Annotated in this window: 23 protein-coding genes and 1 pseudogene; 2 read left to right on the top strand and 22 right to left on the bottom strand. The window is 35.4% G+C overall.

Annotated features, from left to right (window positions below; translation table 11 throughout):
• Positions 1 to 27 precede the first annotated feature (27 nt).
• The 10 genes from GSA01S_RS01870 to GSA01S_RS01825 all read right to left on the bottom strand — a co-directional run bounded on the left by GSA01S_RS01870 (position 28) and on the right by GSA01S_RS01825 (position 12,082).
• Positions 28 to 969: an alpha/beta hydrolase gene (locus GSA01S_RS01870; protein WP_245631244.1), complete on the bottom strand. Its 942-nt coding sequence runs from the start codon at positions 967 to 969 to the stop codon at positions 28 to 30.
• Positions 956 to 2,323 (bottom strand): MATE family efflux transporter, encoded by a 1,368-nt coding sequence (locus tag GSA01S_RS01865; protein ID WP_066124283.1) that lies wholly within the window; start codon positions 2,321 to 2,323, stop codon positions 956 to 958. The genes GSA01S_RS01870 and GSA01S_RS01865 overlap by 14 nt, the downstream gene beginning before the upstream one ends.
• 111 nt (positions 2,324 to 2,434) lie before the next feature.
• A complete protein-coding gene (locus GSA01S_RS01860) occupies positions 2,435 to 2,980 on the bottom strand; it encodes a polysaccharide deacetylase family protein (RefSeq protein WP_066124281.1) in 546 nt (181 codons plus the stop codon).
• 20 nt (positions 2,981 to 3,000) lie between these two features.
• Complete coding sequence (locus GSA01S_RS01855) at positions 3,001 to 4,533, bottom strand: glycoside hydrolase family 43 protein (RefSeq protein ID WP_066124279.1); 1,533 nt, start codon at positions 4,531 to 4,533, stop codon at positions 3,001 to 3,003.
• Positions 4,533 to 5,651: a family 8 glycosyl hydrolase gene (locus GSA01S_RS01850; RefSeq protein WP_066124277.1), complete on the bottom strand. Its 1,119-nt coding sequence runs from the start codon at positions 5,649 to 5,651 to the stop codon at positions 4,533 to 4,535. The genes GSA01S_RS01855 and GSA01S_RS01850 overlap by 1 nt, the downstream gene beginning before the upstream one ends.
• A gap of 13 nt (positions 5,652 to 5,664) precedes the next feature.
• Positions 5,665 to 7,776, bottom strand: coding sequence for a glycoside hydrolase family 3 C-terminal domain-containing protein (locus tag GSA01S_RS01845; protein ID WP_066124274.1), 2,112 nt, complete (start codon positions 7,774 to 7,776; stop codon positions 5,665 to 5,667).
• Positions 7,777 to 7,804: 28 nt separating this feature from the next.
• Positions 7,805 to 8,425 carry a DUF624 domain-containing protein gene (locus tag GSA01S_RS01840; RefSeq protein ID WP_066124272.1) on the bottom strand — a complete coding sequence of 207 codons (621 nt, stop codon included), beginning with the start codon at positions 8,423 to 8,425 and terminating at the stop codon, positions 7,805 to 7,807.
• Positions 8,426 to 8,446: 21 nt separating this feature from the next.
• Entirely contained in the window at positions 8,447 to 9,343 is an 897-nt protein-coding gene (locus tag GSA01S_RS01835; RefSeq protein ID WP_066124270.1) for a carbohydrate ABC transporter permease, read from the bottom strand.
• A 12-nt stretch (positions 9,344 to 9,355) separates the two neighbouring features.
• Positions 9,356 to 10,315: an ABC transporter permease gene (locus tag GSA01S_RS01830; protein ID WP_066124267.1), complete on the bottom strand. Its 960-nt coding sequence runs from the start codon at positions 10,313 to 10,315 to the stop codon at positions 9,356 to 9,358.
• A 90-nt stretch (positions 10,316 to 10,405) separates the two neighbouring features.
• Positions 10,406 to 12,082, bottom strand: coding sequence for an extracellular solute-binding protein (locus tag GSA01S_RS01825; protein WP_066124266.1), 1,677 nt, complete (start codon positions 12,080 to 12,082; stop codon positions 10,406 to 10,408).
• Positions 12,083 to 12,398: 316 nt separating this feature from the next.
• Here GSA01S_RS01825 and GSA01S_RS01820 point away from each other — a divergent pair, with 316 nt between their 5' ends.
• Positions 12,399 to 13,244, top strand: coding sequence for a helix-turn-helix domain-containing protein (locus tag GSA01S_RS01820; protein ID WP_066124265.1), 846 nt, complete (start codon positions 12,399 to 12,401; stop codon positions 13,242 to 13,244).
• A 104-nt stretch (positions 13,245 to 13,348) separates the two neighbouring features.
• Here the strand turns inward: GSA01S_RS01820 and GSA01S_RS01815 are convergent, their stop codons facing one another.
• The 9 genes and pseudogenes from GSA01S_RS01815 to GSA01S_RS01785 all read right to left on the bottom strand — a co-directional run bounded on the left by GSA01S_RS01815 (position 13,349) and on the right by GSA01S_RS01785 (position 21,230).
• On the bottom strand, positions 13,349 to 14,818 hold the full coding sequence (locus GSA01S_RS01815; protein WP_066124264.1) for a GH39 family glycosyl hydrolase: 1,470 nt from the start codon (positions 14,816 to 14,818) through the stop codon (positions 13,349 to 13,351).
• 20 nt (positions 14,819 to 14,838) lie between these two features.
• A complete protein-coding gene (locus GSA01S_RS01810) occupies positions 14,839 to 15,498 on the bottom strand; it encodes a hypothetical protein (RefSeq protein WP_066124263.1) in 660 nt (219 codons plus the stop codon).
• Between the two features lie 54 nt (positions 15,499 to 15,552).
• Positions 15,553 to 16,374, bottom strand: coding sequence for a C-type lectin-like domain-containing protein (locus GSA01S_RS01805; RefSeq protein WP_169792662.1), 822 nt, complete (start codon positions 16,372 to 16,374; stop codon positions 15,553 to 15,555).
• A gap of 200 nt (positions 16,375 to 16,574) precedes the next feature.
• Entirely contained in the window at positions 16,575 to 16,934 is a 360-nt protein-coding gene (locus tag GSA01S_RS11180) for an aldo/keto reductase (RefSeq protein WP_281176408.1), read from the bottom strand.
• Between the two features lie 32 nt (positions 16,935 to 16,966).
• Positions 16,967 to 17,350: pseudogene (locus tag GSA01S_RS11175) on the bottom strand (aldo/keto reductase); the annotation flags it as partial.
• Positions 17,351 to 17,421: 71 nt separating this feature from the next.
• A complete protein-coding gene (locus GSA01S_RS11025; protein WP_157064751.1) occupies positions 17,422 to 17,565 on the bottom strand; it encodes a hypothetical protein in 144 nt (47 codons plus the stop codon).
• On the bottom strand, positions 17,559 to 17,759 hold the full coding sequence (locus GSA01S_RS01795; RefSeq protein ID WP_245631243.1) for a DUF6171 family protein: 201 nt from the start codon (positions 17,757 to 17,759) through the stop codon (positions 17,559 to 17,561). Before GSA01S_RS01795 ends, GSA01S_RS11025 begins: the two co-directional genes overlap by 7 nt.
• Before the next feature lie 48 nt (positions 17,760 to 17,807).
• On the bottom strand, positions 17,808 to 19,247 hold the full coding sequence (locus GSA01S_RS01790; RefSeq protein WP_066124258.1) for an alpha-N-arabinofuranosidase: 1,440 nt from the start codon (positions 19,245 to 19,247) through the stop codon (positions 17,808 to 17,810).
• 15 nt (positions 19,248 to 19,262) lie between these two features.
• Complete coding sequence (locus tag GSA01S_RS01785) at positions 19,263 to 21,230, bottom strand: right-handed parallel beta-helix repeat-containing protein (protein ID WP_066124255.1); 1,968 nt, start codon at positions 21,228 to 21,230, stop codon at positions 19,263 to 19,265.
• 101 nt (positions 21,231 to 21,331) lie between these two features.
• Between GSA01S_RS01785 and GSA01S_RS01780 the strand changes: the two genes are divergently transcribed.
• On the top strand, positions 21,332 to 22,426 hold the full coding sequence (locus GSA01S_RS01780; RefSeq protein WP_066124253.1) for a helix-turn-helix domain-containing protein: 1,095 nt from the start codon (positions 21,332 to 21,334) through the stop codon (positions 22,424 to 22,426).
• Positions 22,427 to 22,498: 72 nt separating this feature from the next.
• Here the strand turns inward: GSA01S_RS01780 and rplT are convergent, their stop codons facing one another.
• Genes rplT through infC form a run of 3 tightly spaced genes read right to left on the bottom strand, consistent with a single transcriptional unit; the run spans position 22,499 to position 23,638 of the window.
• Positions 22,499 to 22,855 (bottom strand): 50S ribosomal protein L20, encoded by a 357-nt coding sequence (gene rplT / locus GSA01S_RS01775; RefSeq protein ID WP_066124251.1) that lies wholly within the window; start codon positions 22,853 to 22,855, stop codon positions 22,499 to 22,501.
• Between the two features lie 30 nt (positions 22,856 to 22,885).
• Positions 22,886 to 23,083 carry a 50S ribosomal protein L35 gene (rpmI, locus tag GSA01S_RS01770; protein WP_066124248.1) on the bottom strand — a complete coding sequence of 66 codons (198 nt, stop codon included), beginning with the start codon at positions 23,081 to 23,083 and terminating at the stop codon, positions 22,886 to 22,888.
• 21 nt (positions 23,084 to 23,104) lie between these two features.
• Entirely contained in the window at positions 23,105 to 23,638 is a 534-nt protein-coding gene (gene infC / locus GSA01S_RS01765) for a translation initiation factor IF-3 (protein WP_066124247.1), read from the bottom strand.
• Positions 23,639 to 24,086: the final 448 nt, after the last annotated feature.

Below are 24,086 nucleotides of genomic sequence, written 5' to 3'. Positions count from 1 at the left end.
CTGGTTTTAGAACCGTCGACGATTTTTTTATTCTTCATACCAACTTTTTTCTGGCAATTCCAATTCTAATCTTTCTAATAACCACATTTCTAACAAGTCCATCCATTTAGCTACATTTAAATTTATTTTAGACTTTGCATCTGAAGATACTTGAGTCGCAACACTTAATCCATGCAGACCAGTTTCAAAAATATGACAAGCAAACGGAATTTCTGCGGCTGCTAAGGCATTCGCCATCAATGTAGTTTGTTCAATCGGTACTTGTTGATCACCAAAGGTCGACCATAAAAACATTGGTGGAGTATCCTTACTTACCTGACGCGCTGGACTTGCTAATAATAAAGTTTCATCACTCGGGGTGCTGGTGCCAAATAATACTGTGCTTGATTTACTAAAGAAAGCTTTTACTTCAGGTCGCTTTTTATCCAAATAATCTCTCATTGCAAAATAATCTGAAATTGGGTAACCCGCAATCACCAAAGCAGGTCGCAGTGCTTCTCCAAAATTATCAAAAGCTTCTTGAATTAAATCATGATTCCAGTGAACACCATAAGATAATACATTATGACCACCAGCAGAAAAACCACATATTCCAATTCGGTCAACATCAACCAACCAATCTTCGGAATGTTCACGAATTAATAGCATCGCTTTCGCAATATCATGCATTGGTTTTGGAAATTGAGTCCGTTCTTTTGGCTCTAATGTTTCACTTTGATGAACAATCATATAATCATCGTCTGGTTCTAAATAAATATTGTATCTAAGAACAAAAGCATGGTAGCCCATACTATTAAATTTTAATGCAATGGGTTCACCTTCACGATCGGAACAATTAAAATATCCTCCACCTGGACATACGATAATAGCTGGTCTTTTCTTTCCATTTAATAATTCTGTTGAATCATCTAATAGATAAGTTGTTAAAGTAGCATGAACATCGTTTTCAACTAAATTAATTCTTTTCACTAACAATTAAATCCCCTCCTAATTCTTGAGGTGTATGTTCTTTTTTAAAACGATAATATTTCAACATCATCGGTGTTAATGCCCCTATCCAAGCTAAGGGGTTTGCAATAGTGGCACCAATAAAGCCAAAATATTTTGATAAAATAACGGCAGCAAACATTCGCATAAATAATTCGATAATGCCGGCGATGGTCGGCGTCCTAGTCTCACCCACACCTTGCAGGGTATAACGGTAAATAAACAACATGGCTAAGAAGAAGTAAATAGAAGAATTCGTTAAAAAGAACCATTTTGAAAGTGCAAGTACTTCTGTCTGACCTTTCCCTATAAATATTTCAATTAAATGATGACTAAATAAATTAATTAAAATACCTACAATAATACTATAAGTAACTGAAATTTTAACCGTATCACGAACCCCAATCCAAATTCTCTCAAATTTTTTAGCACCGTAATTTTGTGCGGCATAAGTTGCCATCGCCACCCCAAAGGACATCATCGGCATCGTAGCTACTTGATCGATTTTATTTGATGTGGTATAAGCAGCTACTGCGGTTGATCCTAATCGGTTTAAGGCGATTTGAATGGTAATGGCACCAATCGCAATAATCGACATTTGGAATCCCATTGGAAAGCCGATTCCTAAATGATGTTGCACTTCTTCTTTCGTTGTTTTAAAAGAGTCTCTATTAAGATGTAACATTGGTAAATTACGCCATATATAAATCGAACAGGCGATCGCTGAAAAACATTGGGAAATAACCGTTGCAAGTGCTGCTCCATCAACCCTCATCTTTAACTTCACGATAAAGAACAAATCTAAAGCAATATTGATACAACTAGCAATGATTAAAAAGACCAATGGTGTTCTAGAATCCCCAATGGCTCGTAAAATGTTAGATAGTAAATTATATAACATGGTCGCTAAGATTCCACTACAAATAATAAAAATATATTTAGCAGCATGCTCGATAATTTCGGGCGGTGTCTGCATTGCTTCTAATAACTTTCGACTTAACATCATACTGGTAATAGATAAGACACTACCGATGCCAAAGGTTATCAACAAAGAGACACCAAATGATTTATGTAACTGATGATATTCTTTAGCTCCATATTTTTGTGATAACGGAATTGCTAAGCCGGACGTTAAGCCATGAGCAAACCCTAAAATTAAAAACATAATACTCCCAGTAGAACCTACTGCAGCTAAAGCTTCCACCCCTATTGTACGGCCCACAATAAAGGTATCTGCCATATTGTAAATCTGTTGAAAAATATTCCCAATAAAAAGCGGAATCGCAAAAAGCAAAATCAGTTTTATTGGATTACCTTTGGTCATATCGTGTGCCATACATTTCACTCCCAAAAATTTAAATCAATAGATTAAAAGTGAGATAACATCATTATCAAATGCTATCTCACCTTAATTAATAAATTCTTTTACTAAACAGTCAAAAACCAGCTAACTTAAGATATCATCCACAGTCACAAATTGATACTTTTTCTCGATTAAATTTGTTAAGATTTCAGGTAATGCTATTACTGTTTGTTCAAAACAATGCAACAACAATATGTCGTTATTGGTAACATTTTTTTGAATATTTTGGATTATTTCTAGTGCCTCAATTTTTGACCAATCCTTTGAATCTGCTGTCCACAAGACAATCTTTTTATCAATGATTTTTTCAACTTCTTCATTAATATACCCATATGGTGGTCTCAACAAATGTGGGATATTATCGGTATAGCGTTTAATGACTTCATCAGCTTTTTCAACTTCTACTCTCACTTCATCGGCTGTTAATTTTGTTAGGTCCGGATGAGTGAAAGTATGGTTGCCAAGATGATGTCCTTCTTCAACCATCCGTTTCATAACTGCTTGATGTTGAGCTTCCAATTCTGCCCAAACAAAGAAGGTTGCCTTAACCTCGAACTGATTTAAAATATCTAAGATGTCATTAGTGTATTCATTAGGTCCATCATCGAATGTAATGGCTAATTTCTTCATCTAAACTCACCTCATTAAAATCATCGATTGATTTGATGTGTGATATTACTTACTTTTAAGTAACCCTCTGATGGTTTATCTTCAGATATAGCAAATACTCCTAAAGTACATCCCACAAATCCGCCTGCTACTTCTGTACTTAAATAGTGGGCATCCACTTTATCCGCTACTACTAATTCATCACCATCAAATAAGACTTTACCTGTTAATTGTTGTCCGTCCCCTTCAAAGATTAAGGTCATTGATGAGGATGACACCGTTTGTTGACCTAAAATTGTCGTTTCACCATCTAATACTGATTCCATTAAAACCTGATAATCGGTTTGATTTTTCTCAACTCTTAATTGAATGTAATAAAGATTATTTTGTAACAACACAATCCCACCAGTCGAATTAGCTTCTAATCTGGCATCGATTTCGACAGCGAAGCGATAATACATTGATTTCTGTCTTAAACCAAGATAGGTTGGGCTATCGATATCCTGTAAGCTTACTCGGCTAGGTATTAAACTTACCGAATGGTCCGTTTCATTCCAACGATAGTTCTCTTCAATAGGGTTTCTTAAATATAAGAAAGCTGGATTGTCTTTAGCAATGGCAAATTGACTTACTTTCTCAGTTGGCACCAATGGTAATAAATGAGGGGCTTCGGTTAATAAACGCCCTTCGCCAGGATTCACCACCGGCCATCCATCTTCCCATTTCACTTCTGCTAAAAATGTTTCTCTTCCTAAATTACTATACCCATCAAAAATACGACTTGCTAAGCATGTCATATACCACTGGCCATCCGGTGTCTCAACAAGGTCGCCATGTCCCACATTACAAACTGGGAAATCTTTACCTAAATGGCGATGAGTTAAAATCGGATTATTTTTATTGCCAATGTATGGGCCATCCACTTTTTCTGAACGAGCAATGGTAATGGCATGATTAAAACTCGTTCCACCCTCAGCAATCATTAAGTAATAATAACCATCTTTTTTATAGAGATGCGGTCCTTCTGGCCAAATTGCGTCTCGCAACGCTCCTTTCCATAAGGCTGTACTCACACCTACTAATTGATGCGTTTCTAAGTCTAATTCTTGTAACCAAACTTCCCAATCTCCATTGTAGGTGACCCCTTTGGGATTAGGTCTGGTACCAACGTAATAACATTTGCCATCTTCATCAAAGAATAAACTAGGATCAATGCCTGGTGCATTTTCTAAATAGTGTGGCTCTGACCAAGGCCCCGCTGGGTCTGTCGCCGTTACATAAAAGTTGCCTCCATTAGTAACATTGGTAGTGGTCATATAAAATATCCCATCATGATAGCGAATGCTTGGTGCAAAAATCCCTTGAGAATGTTCCGCATTTTGTAATGGTAATTGTTCGGGTCTATCTAAAATATTGCCAATCTGAGTCCAATTAACCAAATCTTTACTATGATAAATAGGAACGCCAGGAAAATAAGCAAAGGTTGACGTAACTAAATAATAATCATCCCCTACCGCACAAACAGATGGATCAGGAGAAAAACCTTCTAAAATTGGATTCTTGTATAAATTCATTATTCGCCTACTTTCTCGAATGCTCGGTAACGACCGCTTAATGCCATAAATGAGAATGCATATAAGAAGTTATCATAATATCTTCTCTCACCTTTACGGATAGGTGTCGCCCAGAATCGTTTGACAAATTCTTTCGCATTATCTGTTTCTTTATTAGCCAACGAAGCTGCAGCTAAAGTTGCTAATAACCCTACTGGGTGTAAGATTTCCTTATCGGTTGGCTCACCCTCAATGGTTAACTCATATTGATAACCTGGATTGTTTTCGTCGATAAAGAATTGTTGTAATGTTTTAAGTCTTTCCTGTAAAACAGGAATTTTTTCATTCCATTCCATATCAATCGCTACGTTCATGGCCGTACGATAGGCATCACTATAAAAATGTGGATGTTCACTATCATATTTCGGTGCCCCATCGTATAAACTATATTCAGGATTTAAGCCAGTTTCTGGATGGAAAGCAGTCGGTAAATATTCACGGCTCGCTTGTGCAGCCTCTTTAAAAAATGCGCGATCTTCCTCGTAAGCATGAATCGCAAAATAATCATAAAAATGTGGCACATGATAGGATGGATCAGTAAAATCGCAATTCGGAACAAACTTAATTAACTTAGTTTCAGGATCAAACATTGGATCGCCTTCGAATTTACTACCTTTATGGACCATGTATTTCAGTAATTCTTGCGCTTCATGTAAATAATTATAGATTCCTTCGCCATCACCCCAGCGATTAGACGCAAAAATTAAATCAATTGCAAAGAACTCTTCTCCATCTGGAGCAGGTCCATATGAGTTTTTCTCACCTGAAGGGTCAACCGACCAAGCAAAATAATGTGCGTTTTCGCCAGTATCCATATACATGTATTTTTTAGTCCAGGCCCATAATTTATCAAAGTAATCTTTTTTATCATATTGAACGGCTAATAACATCGCATAGGACATTCCTTCAGTTCTGACATCGATATTCCCTGTATCAACGACATAACCTAAACCTTCGTCGTTTTCAAAATATACTTTGTCTGGTCCTTCAAAAATTTCATACCAAATATTATCAAGTCTTTCTTGAATTTCTTTTTCATCGTATCCATACTCTTGGAACAAATTTGTATATTTCTTCATCGCTTTCTCCTTGTTATTTTAATAATAATTCTTCAGATAATGGTGTTGGTTGATTTAGTTCAGCTAGACGGTCACATGGGAATCCGGTCGAAATGGTCAATAAGACTTTTTCACCATCTAAAATGCGTTCACCCGCATCATCCACCACTGTTAAATTCGAAACTGGCACGTCAAGCTTCACGGTTTCTATAGCACCTTTCGCTAAAGCAATACGCTTAAATCCAACTAATTTACCATTTAATGTTTCATGTTTTGAATCTGTCTTAGCATAAACTTGAATCACTTCTTCAATATCAAAGTCGCCCGTATTCTCAACGGTTACCTCAACGTTATAGCATTCATTTGCTTTATTCACCACTAAATCCTTAAGTTCCACTTTAGAATAATGTAAGCCATAGCCAAATGGATATAATGGTGTTTCTTCTAAGTAACGGTAAGTTCTATTTTTCATACCGTAATCTGAGAAATCAGGTAAGTTTTCTGCCGTTCGATAGAAGGTTAAAGGTAATTTTCCACTTGGACTAATCTCTCCAAAAATCATTTCAGCTAGAGCCGTTCCACCATGACTACCTGGATACCAAGTGTGAACAATCGCTTTAAGATTAGGGTGTTCTTCCAACCCATTTAATGAAATCGCAGAACCAGCTGATACCGCCAGTATTACCGGTTTACCAATGGCTAATACTTTTTCTAATAGACGACGTTGTACTTCTGGTAAGAAGAGATCATACTTATCTCCCGAACCGTATACATTACCAGAATCCCCTTGTTCCCCCTCAATAGTTGGATCTAATCCTAGACATAGAACCACCACATCCGAATGTTTCGCCGCAATTATCGCTTCCGATTCTCTTTCGAATGGACGAGACAAAGTAGACTCTGCATGTTCTTTAAATAAATGACCACCCGGAGCATAAAACACCCTGGCATCGTCGCCTAAATAATTTTGCAAACCATCAACAAAGGTCGTATTTCTTTCCGCAATACCAAAATAGTTTCCTTGTAAGACTTCAACGCTGCGAGCATTAGGTCCAATCACTGCTACCGCTTGAATATCCACTTTATTAAGTGGTAAGAAATCTTTGTTTTCTAATAGAACCATTGATTTACGTGCTGCTTCTAGAGAAACCTTTTGATGATCCTTACTTGCATTCACTTCATATGGTATTTGATCCAATTCGTTATCATCTGCAAACATTCCTAGTCGAACACGTGTGGTATATAATTCAATAACCGAATTAGTAATTTCTTCTTCCGTAACCAGTCCACGTCCATGCGCTTCATACAAGGCATCAGAAATATTACCGGCACATAAGTTACAACCAATTTGCATTGCTAATGCCATTGTTTCCGCTGCATTATTAGTATAATGATGGTTTAAATGTACGTCTTCTAACGCAGCATAATCAGATACGACATGTCCTTGGAAATTCCATTTTCCTCTTAATATTTCTTGCATTAATTCCGGATGCACACAAGCTGGAATGCCATTGACTGCATTATATGCACCCATAAAGCTTTCAACATCGGCTTCTTTAACAGCAGCTTCAAATGCTGGTAAATATGTTTCATACATATCTTTTTTAGATACAACTGCATCAAAAGAATGGCGGTCGGCTTCAGGACCACTGTGTACCGCGAAATGCTTCGCACAAGCGGCTAATTTCATATAAGGTCCATCACCTTGTAACCCTTTAATAAACGCAACACCCATGCGTGCAGTTAAATAAGGATCTTCACCATAGGTTTCTTGTCCTCTCCCCCAACGTGGATCACGGAAAATATTTATATTTGGGGACCAAAAAGTTAACCCTTTATAAATATCGTTGTCCTTTTCACCATGATATTGATTATATTTCGCACGTCCTTCAGTAGAAATAATATCCGCTACTTTTTCCATAAATGCTTCATCAAATATCGCCGCTAGGCCAATTGCTTGAGGAAATACCGTCGCAACCCCTGCTCGAGCGACACCATGTAGGGCTTCATTCCAATAGTTATAATCTGGAATTCCTAAACGTTCAATAGCTGGAGCTCTAAAATTAATTTGATCGATTTTTTCTTCCAATGTCATCTTTGCAACAATTTCTTTTGCCTGTACTCTTGCTTCCTTATGTGTTAACAAAGTTTAGTCACCTCTTGAATACATATTTTTAACTATTATTTGCTAATCTAAATTGAGCGAAAATACCCTCAATCATCTCTATCCCCTTCGAAATCATAAAGGGTGGTAAAATCATTCCTAAAATTGGGACTAACCAAATGCATACAGCAACTAACGCTGATCCTATCAGAAGTTTGATCGCTGTAACGATATTTAATAATAGAATGATCGTGGAATTTTTAAAGACTGTTTTAAAATTATCGGTGAATCTTGCAATATAACATAACATCAATAGAACTACCGGTGTTGCGAGAATAATCATTAAAATATGAAAAATCTGTAAGGCATCTTTTAATAAAGCATAACTGTCAATTAAAGACTGTCGATTTAATACAAAGGCTAAAATCAATAACAAATAGCCTAACCAAACGATGGTACTTTGTTTAAAACTATTAAGAAACGCTTTTACATATATGTGAATAAATTTTGGCTTTTCTTGAATTTTATACTCATAAATTGTCTTATACAAAGCAGAAATTGAAACGCCCACCGTCAATAACGGGATTGAAGTAAATAAAAACAGAATACCCATCAAAGCATAGTCGGCTAATTTATTTATTCCGTCTATCCGTTCTTGGCGCTCCTGAGCTCTTTTACTCTTGTGTTCCATTTTTATCACCCCTTTTTAGTATTATCCTTTAACCCCACCAATAGTTAATCCTGAAACAAAATATTTTTGTAAGAATGGATATAAACAAACAATTGGAAATGCCGTCACAATGGTAGTCGCAGCACGAACAGAAGCCGGTGTAACCATGGTTGAGTTACCAGCTTCAGCAGCATTACGCATACTATCCGCATTAGCACCCTGACTCATAACTGATGATAAGAGTTTCATTAACTCATACTGTAAGGTACTCAAATTGTCGTTAAAACCATTAAATAACATCGCATCGAACCAAGAGTTCCATTGCCAAACCGCAATAAATAAGGCAACCGTCGCAAGAACTGGTTTACATAATGGTAAAATAATACTCCAGAAAATACGGAGATGTCCTGCCCCATCCATTTTGGCACTTTCAACGAAACTATCTGGTAAACCGTTAATATAAGTACGAATTACTAAAAAGTTAAACGCACTAATAATACCAGGAATTACATATACCCAGAAGGTATTTAATAAACCTAATTTTTGAGTCCAAATATATCCCGGTATCATACCAGCATTTAAATACATTGTTAAAATAACCAATAAGGTAATGGGTACTCTAAAGATAAATTCTTTTCGACTCAAAATATATGCTAATAAAGCTGTTAAGAATGTTTGTGTCAGTGTTGCAATAACCGTTCTCGCTACTGAAATAAATGCAGCATTCATCAATGTTGGTCTTCTGAACACAGCTCTAAAATTATCTAATGTAAATTGTCTTGGTAATAAATAAATTCCGCCTCGCAATGTATCCATACCGTCGTTTAAAGCAACTGCCACAGTATTTAATATTGGATATAAAGTGGCTGCTATGAAAAACACTAAAAAAACCCACTTAAAAATATCAAATATTAAATCTGAAATAGAAATTTTTTTCATATAATCCACCTCCTAGAATAAACTTTCCTCACCAGCAGCTCTAGCTAACTTATTACCCAATGTTATTAAAATTATACTAACAAAAGAGTTAAAAATACCTGCAGCTGTCGCTAAAGAATAATTATTTAAGCTAATCCCAAACTTCAAGACAAAGATATCAATGGTTTGAGACACACTTTGTATTAAACCATTACCTAGTAGGTATTGTACTTCAAATCCAGCATTTAAAATATTTCCTAAATTAATTAGCAATAATATAAAGATGGTCGGTTTAATTCCCGGTAATGTAATATGCCAAATTTTTCTAACTCGGTTAGCCCCATCTATTTCGGCTGATTCATAAAGCTCTTCATTAATCGCTGACATGGCTGAAAGATAAATTATACTTCCCCAACCTGTACTTTTCCAAACATTAGCAAATCCCACTATCCACCAAAAATATTTAGGGTCTGAGAAGAAATTTATCGGTTGATTAATAATATTTAATTTTAATAATAACTGATTAACAATCCCTGTCTCCGGACTTAATACATCCATGACAATTCCTGTTACGATTATCCAAGACAAAAAGTGAGGTAAATACGATACCGTTTGCATAAATTTTTTAGCATGTTTGTTTTTCACTTCATTAAGTAAGATTGCAAAACCAATTGAAAAGATGAATCCTAATGTTAAATTGATAATACTCATGGCTAATGTATTTCTTACAACCCGAAGGAAGGTAGCATCTTTAAATAAGAACATAAAGTTTTCTAGTCCAACCCACTCTTGATTAAAATATCCTTTTCCAGGTTTATAACGTTGAAAAGCCATTACCCACCCTATTAATGGAGCATAGTTAAATGTTAAAATATAAATGACAAATGGTAAGGATAATAGGACTAAATCTTTTTGATTCCAAACTTTTTCAAAAAATGTTTTTTTCTTAGCAACACGATGTGTTTTTATTTGATTAATAGCTGTATTCTCCATACAATAAACCTCCAATCTCTATTAATAAAAATTTAGCCGACGTGAATCTCAAAGATAACACTCGGCTAACATTTAAAGATGATTCTTTGATTAATTTTCGTTTTCCTCTGCTTTTTTAATTAATTCTTGTTCAAGATCATACCTTCTTTGAACTTCTTCTGTTAATGCACTTTCGTAAGCTTCAACATCTACTTGGGCATTATATGCATTCATATAATCTTCCCAATTCTTTTCAAATTTATCTGGTCCATCCATAATTATTTTGGGTAGCCATTGCATCTTAACATCATTCATATTTTGGAAAGCAATTCCCGCAGGATCAGAGCTTGTCCATTTTCCTCGAGCTGTATAAAGTGGGAACCATGGGTGAACAGGATCCTGTTTGCGCATCATTTGGTTGGAATTTTCAACACCATAGGCATCTAGCATTTCTTTATCTATTTCAGACAATGTTTTTCTATATTCAGAAGGTTGCTCACCTGGTGAAACAGTGTTTTTACCATCAGGTAACAAACCAGTATATTGAGGCATGTATCCAAATGGTACTCCATTTTGTTGGACATAGTCAGGGTTTCTCCAATTGTCCCATTGTTCCTCAGTTCGGTAGAACATTCCATCTTCATCAACTAAATAATCTTCACCTTCAACACCCCAACCACGTAAAATCATCCCTTTTTCAGATACCATGTCATCCCACATTTGTAAGATACCTTCTACGTCTTTAGCACTTACGGTGATACCAATACCACCTTGTGTAGATAAAACATCGCCTTCACGATACTGAGGTAGTACATCCGGATTCATTGTTAAACCTAATGGAGCATATGTTAATTCATCTTTTCCTTGTGAAATTAAAGAATCTTCAGCTTGTTGGAAATTCCATCCTTGATCAACCATTCCTAAAACACGACCAGATGACAATTTCGCAATATATTGATCATATTTTGATGTAAATGTTTCTGGGTCTATAATTCCTTTAGAATATTCCTCTGATAATTTTTTGAAATATTGTTTTGCTTCTGGAATTTGATCATAAACATGCGCTGTTTTTGTTTCAGGATCAACGATTGCAGCACCCTCATTTGGATGTCCTGCTAAGAACATTGGTGGATTTTCCAGTGCAAAAGCTCTCCAGTCGTCAGAAATGATTTCAAATCCAATATTTTTTTGTCCATCAGTTTCTGGATTTTCTGCCAAATAGTCTTCGATTAATTTAAAATACTCATCAAGTGTTTTAATTTCAGGATAGTCAGCCCATTTTAAAATACGTTTTTGAATCCAGAATGCTTCACCACCATATTCAGTTTTTGTATCCACATTGCCTTCTCTAACTGCGAATTGAGGAATCGTATAAATATGGCCATCATTATCAGCTTTAATTTTTTCCCATTGAACATCACTTAAAATGCCTTTTAAATTTGGATAATCATCTAAATAATCTTCCAAAGGAATGAATGCTCCAGCATCGATCATAGCATTACGAGCATCTGATGGTTCTACAATATCTGGATACTCACCACCTGCTACCATTACCCCTATACGTTCTTTGGCTGTTTGACCAGTTAACCAAGTTACTTTCACACGCCAACCGAATTCTTCAGCAAACGCATCATTAATACGTGTATTTTCTGAAATTTCAACACCTGGGTTCGCAATAAATGCTGTATAATGTCTTTCTTCCTGTGCTTTTACTGGAAGGGTACTACCAACTGATGCTGTAGTTAAAAGTGTCAATGCTGAAAGTGCTAATTTGTTCAATTTTTTCATCACATTTCCTCCTAAAAAAATTTGCTTTGTAGGTTAGTTTAATAAACAAACTATAATTGCACAACAATCCGAGTAAAGACTTCCTCCTTTCGGGTCCTCGGTAGACTTACTTGAGCCTTAGACTGTTCTTAAGCTTCTGTTTATAGTTTATAATAAACCGTTTCCATTTAAAAGACACAAAACGCTTACAACTAGACAAAATCTGTCATGCTAAAAAACCTACTATTTTACTTCAAGCATTGTGAAGCAAAAGCAACCCTTTACATATTTCTCTTTCTGAATTATATTATAGACATAAGCAAGAAAGGGGTTTATCATGACAGGTTTAGAGAATTATCATTTCGGTCAAGAGATGCAACATCGTGAATATCACCCAACTGACTTAGATTTCGATAAACATATTCATCGAAGTTTTGAACTCTGGTTTTGTGAATACGGCGAGTTTCAAATTTCAATCGACGATCACATTTATACCTTAAAACCAAATCAAATGCTTTTAATATTACCGTTCCAATCGCATGGTGTCCAATCATTTGTAAAAAATCAAGGACATATTTGGATCTTTTCTCCTGAATATATTGTTGATTTTTTCCAACAAGTACAAGGTAAAAAATTTGCTTACCCTATTATTCAATTGTCGGAAAATGACGTATCAGATCTAATGGACAAATTATTTCAAAACGATTCTATTTTTTCTCATAAATGGGCACTGTATCAAATATTGTCTCTTTACGAAAAACATACGGATCTTATTGACTCACAATTGAAAGATTCCATTACAGAAAAAATTGCATCATGGTTTTCTGAAAATTTCGATAAAAACAAGACATTATCCGATTTAAGTGAAGATATTGGGTATAGTAATGATTATTTATCTAAAATTATTGCTTCTACTTTTGAATCGAACTTTTCTCATATTATGAATCAACACCGGATTAATCGTGCATGTTATTTATTATCTAATTCTAGTTATCCTATTACTGAAATTTCAAATCTCTCTGGCTTCCAAAATGTTCGTACATTCAATCGCAACTTTTCAAAAATGATGGATATTACGCCACGTGAATATCGCAATAGTACCTTTAACTTAGAACATACCAACTCTAAAACAGACTTTTATACAGAAGCTTTCTTAAGAACTAATCAAATAAAAAGAAAATAAATTAAGGCTAGGTAAAGAACAAATTACTTGTTGTTACCTAGCCGTATTTTTTGAGTTGGTTTATAATATAAGTTAAATTATCATTACTTCCAACTTTAGTTTCATTATATTCTATCAATATAAAAACCACGATCACTCTTAATCTTTACTGATTTTAAAGTTATTAAACCAATTTCATGTGGTTCAATAATAACTTCAAAATCGTCATCTATTAGTAAATCAGATATTAACTTTGGCTGCGCTCCTTCCTTTATCAAGGTAAGTTGTTCTTTACTCAATGAAGCCGGCTCACCTAAATCATGCCAAACTTTTCTTGGATTGGTTGTTTTGGGATTGACCACCTGGTGAATCATGGATTGCGTTCCTTTCATCCCATTAATCTTAAAATGTATTTTTAAACTTTCTTCTGCAAAATTCCAATAAACAATTCGTACATTTTTGTCTTTATTAGTAGTAATAACCACATTGTTATCACGGTATATACAATTAGGATAAAGTTGTTTAAAGAAATAAAAAGTCCAATAAGTTGGTTTTGGTATATTGCCATTGGCGATAAGACCGAACCCTCCATGAAACGGAGTAAAGGGCACTCCCATCTCTTCAAAGACATCCCCAAAAGTCCAATAGGAATACAACTGAGAGGTATCCCCTAATCGCGACAACAAATATCCAACATAAGCAGCATTTAAATTAGTATCATGTAATGGTGTGTCTGGTCGATATGAGGTATTAAATTCTGTAATATGGATAGGTAACCCTTTAAATTCATCAAAGCTTTCAATTGTTTGACGAGTAACGGTTAATTCCTCCAATGATTCATCGGGGTTTCTTAATGTGGTATAACTATAATGCCCATCCACAGTCGGTTGATCAATGGTATAAAAATGACGAGTAAAATAATCCAATGCAATCTCGCGTTCACGACAGAACTCTAAAAATTTAGGTTGCCAAGTCTCTTCTACTCCACCACATACAGCAGGCCCCCCAACTTTAAATTTTGGATTAAAAGCTTTTATTGCTTTAAAAGTCACTTCAAATAATTTAAAATACTCTTCCATATCGGCATTTTCCCAAAAGCCAGGTAAATTAGGTTCATTCCAAACTTCAATCGGCCAGCTTAAAACGTCGTCTTCTCCATAACGCTCCATTAAATGTTGTAAAGTTACAACAACTAAATCGGTCCATTTTTGATAATCTCTTGGTGGCGTCACTTGGCCTTTCCAATAGAAGACTGTTTGGGTACCAGAAGCTAATTCTTCGGGCATAAACCCTAATTCAAGATAAGGTTTTAAACCTACCTCTTGATAAAAGTCCATGACTAAGTCTAAGTAGGTAAAATTATATTCAACGTGAGTTTTGCCGTCTTTATCTTGATATTCATGATAAATCGCCATATCATCTGAAAAAAGACCATGGCCACGAATATACTTAAATCCAATTGTTTCTTGAACGAATCGTAATTGCTTTTGATAATTTTCTTGCAATGCTAATCCCATCCGTCCGGTTCCAATACATAAATCACTATGATTATTAAATTGGATAACTTCTGACTTCATATCCAGTTCTATCTTCATGAAATTCTCCTCTCAAAAATTTAATTCGATAATGCAAATGGCATCATAGGGTGATGTAATTCGTTATATATATTCACTTCATAAAATGCTGTTTTAGCAAAATTGATTTTAATATCTCGCGAAGGTACTATTGCTGGTGACTCAATAATTATATGATTGGCGATTAAATTTACTTTTACATTTTTATGTGTTATGCCATCAACGATTATTTCTAGTCCATTGATACCATCTGTTATTGGTGGTATAAAAAGTTCCGGTATTTCTTCTAATTCAAATCCATTGTAACTTTCAAAATTGCGTTCCTCTTTGACTAATTGATGACAATGTTCGATTTGGATAATTACTTTTCCGTCTTCAACATTCAGCTTTTTAGCTCGTGGAGCATAAGCAGGTAAAGGATTTCCAAAATCAATGTGGTCAACTAATTGATACAATCTTTCCGCTAATACTTTTTTATTTTTTGGATGAATATCAAAAATATTGCCGACATCTGATGAACTGATTAAGTAATTATCCGGAACGGAATCAGCAATGAGTTCTTGTTGCTCACGTATTTTAACAAACTTGGAACCCTCATTGCCTAACCATTCACCAAACGGCGCAATTTGTACGACATAGAACGGAAGGTATGTTTGCTTTTTATTACGTTCTAACCATGCCTCACGCCACGATTGCACCATCTGTTTGAATAAATTATGATAATGTTCGGCTAAATCACAATCACTCTCACCCTGTTACCATAAAACACCTTTAATGCTAAATCCCGCTATAGGGGCTATCATTTGTTCAAATAAACACGCTGGCTCTTTTACATCTTGAGGACCCACTTCGGTCATTTCTTCATAGGTCAATTCTGATATATTAATCTTTTCACCTTTTACCTCAATCCAATTAGCTAGCTTAGGTTGGGCCGCTTCATCTGCCTGAATTTTTTCTAAAACACTTGGTAAATAGGTATTTTTAATTACATGACTAAAACCTTCATAGTTTTCTCGACTTGATAAAAGTGGTCGAACAGCCTCTTTAATGGCGTGATAACGATCTAAATCTAGGTTAGACACAATTTCATTAAAATTATCCATGTAAAATTTTAATTGTGGATCCTTACCTAAGGCTGCTTTCGGAGTCCAACTAACAGCACTCGTCCCGCCCCAATTACTTGAAACTATCCCTACTGGAATGCCTTTTTCACGCATTTTTTTAGCGAAATAATATCCAATGGCACACATCTCAGGAATGGTTGAAGGTTCAGCACTCACCCAACGATCCCATTGATTCCATTGCTTAAATCCTAATTCACGTTCTCCTTCAAACGAATATTGTCCGACTGTATACATTCTTAAATGTGGGTCCGTGTTCGTTATTTCTTCCTCCAGATGTTGTTCATAACGCATCCAAAATTCCATATTGCTTTGCCCACCTGCTAACCAAATCTCGCCTATATTCACATTCTTTAACTCAATATCATTTACTTTCAATGTAACATTCACTTGTGCAGGCTGTGCTGGAATTAGAATAGAGAAGCTTCCCTTTGATACTTGCTCTTGATAAACCAACTCTTCATTAAATGGACAGATATCGTCTCATCTTGGTCACTCGTTCCAAAGATAGCAATTGGTTTTTCTCTTTGCAGAACCATATTATCTGTAAAAATACTGGCTAATGTTATCAAATTATCACCTCATTTAATGCACGAAGGTAAGTGGACTAGGAGTATAGGCATGGTCACTCCATTGGTCCACTTACCGACGCTAATTTATCCTATTTTTCGATTGAATTTTTTAAATTCAAATAAGGCATCTATTTCTTGCTCTATCTCAGGTGTTATTTCAACTGCTAACGCTTTTAAATTATTCTCTAACTGCTCAGGTTTAGTTGCACCGGTAATCAAACAGGATATAGCTGATTTTCTTAAAGCCCACGCAAGAGAAAAGCTTGCTAAATCAGTGTCTAATCGTCCAGAAATATTTATTAGAACTTCGACTTTTTCTAAATTTTCTTCAGTCAACATCGCTTGTATTTGGTCTTGATAGGTTGCACGTGAACCTTCAGGTATTGCTTGACCTTGACGGTATTTACCTGTTAAGAGCCCTTGTGATAAGGGAGAAAATGGCACAATCCTTACCCCATGGCGTTCGCACACATCCATCATCTCTTGTTCAATATAACATCAAAAATATTATATTGTGGTTGAATCACAGAAATTGGATGTAATCCCTTTTCCTTTATTATGATGAGTGCTTCTAATAATTGAACTGGCGTCCATTCACTCACTCCATAATACAACACTTTGCCTTGATCAACTAAATCACCCAATGATTGTAGTGTTTCTTCTAAAGGTGTTTCATGATCAAACCGATGGCAAAAATACATATCTAAATAAGTAGTTTGCATATTTGCTAATGACTGCTCAATGGATTCAAAGATATGTTTTCTTGATAATCCCCTTCCATTAGCATCTTTTCCTGTTGGGAAAAACACCTTGCTGGACAATACTAACTCTTTACGTGGATACTTTTGTAAAATTCGACCTAAAAATCGTTCAGCTGCACCGCCACTATAAGCATCGGCACAATCATAAAATTTACGCCCTTCGAAATTGCTTAATCAATGGTCGCTTCAGCAACATCTTGAGTTTTTTGGTCACTAACATCAGTCATCCAACTACCAATCGCAATTTCACTAACTTTTAGGCCAAATTTTCCTAACGATGATATCTCACAATTTTCTCCTTTACTTCCTACCATTTACCTACCGGACAACGCTTATGATTTAATGCTGAACGAAACTGATAAAAGCAACCACATTTACTACACGTGTCTTGATTGCGAAATGGACAATTTAGACAAATCTGTTGTCTTTGTAGCCAAACCTCATCTGAGACACGATCCAATTCAAGTGCTAACTGATCTTCAATCAGTTGTGATACATCTATCTTCATTAGTTCTTCTTTGGTTTCACATCCAAAACACGGTCGTTTTTCCATAGGCTAAATCGCTACTTGGACTGTCACAACCGACATTGGCGCTACTTTAACTTCTAATGTTTGATCAAAGATTTGTACTTCTTCCACATCTTGAATTGTAACTGTCTCTGGGTGAGAAAAATCATTATAATCATCCATTTTTTCGCCTTTTATTCCTTTTGCAGAAAGGATTGAATTCGCATTGATATTATCAAAGCTAATGGTTTCATTTTCAGTCAACGAAAAATTACAGATAGAAATAGTCATCACCTGGTCTTTTCTTGAAATGGTATAGGTGATCGTTTCATTCTCGTCACCAAAACTTTCAACAAACTCAGCCTCATGATGTTCTTTATATAAATCAAAAACATGATAAGTAGGTGTTTTAACCATTTCGGCACCTTCTGTCAATACCATTGATTGCAACACATTGACTGTTTGAGCGATATTTGCCATATGTACTCGTTCAGCATGTTTATGAAAAATATTGAATGTAATGGCTGCCACCATAGCATCACGAATTGAATTTTGTTGATATAAGAATCCCGGGTTTGTACCTGGTTCAACCGCTAACCAAGTTCCCCATTCATCCACAATTAATCCTACTCGTTTTTCTGGATCATATTGGTCCATAATTGCGGAATGACGTGTAATTAATTCATCCATATATTGAGCATGTTTAATTAATGACCACCATTCTTTTTCCTCAAAACCAGTTGCTGGACCTTTATCTTCCCACGCACCCGTCATTGCATAATGGTGCAAACTAAGACCGTCCATAAAACGCCCCGCGTTTTTCATTAATACTTCTGTCCAATAATAATCATCTACAGCTGGGCCACAAGCAATTTTATAAATCGGTTGATCTCCATACTGACGAACATAAGTTTGGTAACGGCGATACTCATCGGCATAATACTCAGCGCGCATATTACCACCACATCCCCAACTTTCATTACCGACACCAAAGAATTTCATTTTCCAAGGTTCATCTTGTCCATTTTCACGTCTTTGGTTAGCCATTGGCGATTCTCCAGCCATGGTGATATATTCCACCCACTCTTGCATTTCTTGAACTGTGCCACTGCCCACATTGCCATTAACATAAGCATCACATTCTAATTGCTTAATCAATTCAAAAAACTCATGTGTTCCAAAATGGTTATTCTCTGTTACACCGCCCCAATGGGTATTCACCATTTTTTTACGGTTTTCCTTTGGACCAATACCATCTTTCCAATGATACTCATCCGCAAAACATCCTCCTGGCCAACGCAATACTGGTATTTTAATATTTTTTAGTGCTTCAACGACATCTTGTCGCATTCCGTTCACATTTGGAATTTCAGAATCTTCGCCTACATAAATACCTCCATAAATACAACGTCCTAAATGTTCAGCAAAATGACCATAGATATATTTCGAAATTTTTGGTCCCTTTTTATTAATAACTGTAACTTTCATGTTACGCCTCCTCTTTTATTTTTTGATAAATTCATATGAATCTTCTAAAGTAGCAAATGGTCCTGGATACGGTGTTAAGTCACGATGATTGCCATAGAAATCTTGATTGAAAATAATATCTGTTTCATCGGCACTTTCAAAACGTTGTTCTGGTTCAAAAGCGACTCCTAGCATTTCAGTTTGAATTAAATTAACCTTAAATGCATTCAGATACTCCGCAATGTTTGTTTCTAAAGTATAATGTCCATCGTGCTCGATTAGTTCCAATTTAATAGATTCTTCTAAAGTTAATTGATTTTCTTCTTTATCGAAGGCTTCCGCGCCATTTAAATAAACATTACCATTAATCCAAACTGGTAACTTGCCAAAATGAGCATTATGCATTTTCATCATGCTAGGAAACTCATTTTCTAATTCAAAATCTTTTATCCAGTCTTCATATAAAGGATATTCATTAAATAGCGAGGTGCCTGTAACAGCCTCATTTTTATCTTGTCCCCATTTTTGAATAAAGATATTATTGTAAATACGATGATCCCCATGCAAGAAAGTCATAAATCCTGCCACTTCTGTACGATGCCGAATATGGTAAGGGGTATAACGCATATCAATACGTCCATCCTCTAAAGGTGTATCGGTGCCCCCTCCAATAGATATAAATGGTCCAGAACACAAGTTATGAATAATGGCACATCCTTGGGAGGCAATACGCATTGAATGTTTTGATAAGCAAACATTATTGTCAATAATCGTTGGTCCATGACTTACTTCAACAAAAATATCTTGATTTAATTGTCCTTTTTCAATATCACCTTTTGGTGGATGATTATCATGTAGGAAGTTTTGAGTTAAACGCGTTCCTTGAGCTTGCCAATCACACCAAATCCCCATAAAACAATGATGAATATGATTGCGTCTCATTAGAACATCAATGGCCGCATGAAGTTTAATACCTGCGACTTCAGCCCCAATTAATTCCTGCATGATATTTATATGGTGAATGTGATTATCTTCAATTGTTGAGAAGACTGCTCCCATACGTCCTACAATACCGGCTTGCTCACAATGATGAATATGATTATGTCGAACAAGATGGTGTCCAATATTTTCTTTGGTCCATCCATGATATTGACCACGGCAAACAGCATCTCTTTCCATTTGAGTTGGTGTTTTAAGGTGACGATGCGTGAAATACTGGTCATTCTCCGGATCACGATATTTACCTAAGGAAATGCCTACACATTTACTATGACTCACTTCACAGTCTTCAATGACCCATCCTTTAGACCAATGCGGGCCAATTAAGCCATCTTGGAAGGATGCCGGTGGAGCCCAAGTGGTAGCCGCCATTTTTAATTTAAATCCAGATACTTGAATATAATTTCGACCTGTTTCTTTAGGCATGAAGACTCTTCGTCTAACATTTATTTCAACATTTTCCTCATTAGGGTTCTTGCCATGAAAATTTGCGTAAATTTCAGTATATTCCCCATTTTGTTTTGTATACCATTTGTAAATTGATTTTTCAGGTTCCCAAGAACGTTCGTCCACTTCACCTTTAAGACAACCTTCTAAACTTTGAACTTCATAGAAAGTGAAATCATTCATATAAACAGCTCCGGTATGATTAATTGCAGGTCCGAAATACCAATCTCCCCAAACTAATGTCGTATAGGGATTATAGTCACCAAACGTATCATTATGAAGGGATACTTTCCAAACATTATCTTGATAGGGTTCCCAGTTTGTAATACGTTCAGCACCTGAAATAATAGCACCTAAAGGTTCGGTTGAGCGATAGATGATGGGATTACCCTCTTCGCCGCCATTAACGGGACTAACATATTCACGATATAATCCTGGAGCCACTAAAACCTCATCTCCAGCAACCGCAATTTTAGCAGCATCGTTAATATGCTTGAATGGTTTTTCTTTCGAACCATCCCCATCATATTTTGCTCTAGCATTGACATAAATTAACAAGTTATTCCTCCTAACATTTTATTACTATACAACTCATCATCTTTATACTATAATAAATGAAAGCGTATAAAAATATCCATTTTGAACAACTTGGAGGAAATATGTATCCTAAACAAACTCAATTAAACAATTTGTTATTTAGTCAACTTAATCCAGATGCCGTTCCATCATCTGAAAATTCACATCTGCATCTTAGTCACAAACCTAATACTGATTTAGTTATTTATGATATTTCGATGCCCTATTTAATTTTATACCAGGCTTTATATCCAACATTAAATCGAAGTATCTATTTTGAATTTAGCGAACAACACAAAAAGCAGTTCATTTCAACCTATGAAGCTACTACTCAAACCGAGATGCCCATGCATTCACACGACTTTTATGAGTTAACGATTGTCTTGTCTGGAGAATGTAAAATGAAAATCGAAAATGAAATTGTCAGTTTTAAAGCTGGAGATTGCTGGTTTGGTAATAAGAATATTCATCATAAGGAATTCATGGATTGTGAACTGGAAATTGTCCAATTTCTGTTTAAGGAAGAGTATATCATCGAAATTTTTGATAATAACTTAGCCTATAATGAAGAAAATATTCCCTCATCTTTAAGTTCATTTTTTTCGAAATTATTCCATCGAAATAATAAAAATCCATTTTATAATAGTAAAGAATATGTTGACATTCGTATTAAAGATTTTCAGCATTTGACAATAATTCATCAATTTATTAATGAATTGATGACAGAACTATTGTTTGGTTATCATGGTAAAAGCCATATTATGAAGGGACTAATATGTAAATTATTTTATTTTTTAGAAGATAAAGCTGTTTTTAATATTGAAACCCATCTAGCGCAATTAACTACGGAAGAACACATTTTGTTTACGATAGCTTCTGCCTATAAAGATAAAATGGGCTTATTTTCTCGTAAAGAAATAGAAGAGTTAACGGGGTATAATGGTAATTATGTCGCTAGAATTGTCAAAAAAAATACCGGGATGAGTTTATTAGATTACGGGAAAATCTTTTTATTAGAACACGCTCGACAGCTCTTAATTAACACCAACCTTAGTGTTCAAGAAATTGTAGAAAAATTAGGTTACTCGAATCGTTATTATTTTAATCGTATCTTTATTGAGCGCTATCAGGTCACACCATCTGAATTTAGAAAACTCAATCGCATGAAGAGTAATTAATATATACCATATATATTAAAAAACGCCGACTGGTTTAATCCAGTCGACGCTTGATAGTTATTGATAATTAAATTATGCTAATGCTTTTTTAGCTTCTTCAACTAAAGCTGTAAATGCTTCAGCATCGTTGATTGCTAATTCTGATAACATTTTACGGTTTACTTCAATACCTGCTTTTTTCAAGCCATTCATTAATACTGAGTAGCTAATACCGTTCATACGAGCAGCTGCATTGATACGAGTAATCCATAAGCGACGGAAGTCACGTTTCTTTTGACGACGGTCACGGTATGCATAAGAGTATGATTTCATTACTTGCTGTTTAGCAGTTTTGAATAATACACTTTTCGCTCCATAGTAACCTTTTGCTAATTTTAATGTACGTTTACGACGTTGACGGGTAACTGATCCACCTTTAACACGTGCCATGTTTCATTCCTCCTTAGTTCTTCTAGAATATTATAATGCTGAGATTTGATGTTTGATACGTTTCATGTCAGACGGATGTACCAAAGTTGCTTTTGCTAATTGACGACGTTGTTTTTTAGTTTTTCCGTGGAAACGGTGACTAGTAAAAGCACGCGAACGTTTTAATTTCCCTGAACCTGTACGTTTTACACGTTTAGCTAATCCACGGTGAGTTTTTTGTTTTGGCATGATTATTCCTCCTGAAATCTATTATTCTGCTGATTTTACTGGTGAAAGCATAATAAACATGCTTCGACCATCCATTTTAGGCTGAGATTCAACAACAGCAAATTCTTTTGTATCTTCAATAAAATCTTCTAAAACTTCACGACCTAAATCTTTATGCGTAATGGCACGTCCTCTAAAACGAATACTCGCTTTAACTTTATCACCATTACCTAAGAATTTAATCGCTTGACGTAATTTAGTATTGTAGTCGTGGTCTTCAATAGAAGGACTCAAACGAACTTCTTTAACTGTAATTGTCTTTTGATTTTTACGTTGTTCTTTTTCGTTCTTTTGCATTTCGTATCGATACTTACCGTAATCCATAATTCTGGCAACAGGTGGCTGTGCAGATGGTGATACTAATACTAAGTCTAGACCGAATGTTTCAGCAATTGTCAATGCATCATCTAATGATTTTACTCCGATTTGTTCGCCATTGTCTCCAATTACGCGTAACTCATTAGCTCGGATTTCTTCGTTAATTGGTAATTCTTTAACGATAATTTCCACCTCCATAATAGTTTGAGCGGCAAGTAGGATCCGCAATACAATAAAAAAGCAAGTTTACATAATAAACTTGCCGCAATAATAGACTTACAATGAATAACCATTGAAGTCTTCTTATTTGCCACACACCTACTAGTGTTGGCGAGAAACGGCAGTTTCTACTTGTTTTTCTCAACTTTTACATAATACCATAAAAAATCTGCTTGCGCAACCCTTAAACGTGATTATTTTTATTTAGTTCTTTCCTAATCAAACTTCGATAGCTTTATTTTGATTAAATACTTCTGTACAACATCAGTCAAACGCACTTTTCTTATTATAACCAATATAGAAAATGGTTGTCCACTCCTATTTACAAAATTCAAATCACACAGTATCTGATAAAGAGCCACCCTTTAGAATGCGACTGTGTTCTCTTTATATTGATACTGTGCAACGATCACTTAATCCTTGTTTC

The sequence above is a fragment of the Globicatella sanguinis NBRC 15551 genome, assembly GCF_001552295.1.
Taxonomy (GTDB): Bacteria; Bacillota; Bacilli; order Lactobacillales; family Aerococcaceae; genus Globicatella; species Globicatella sanguinis.
This window is presented reverse-complemented; position numbering and strand designations above follow the sequence as displayed.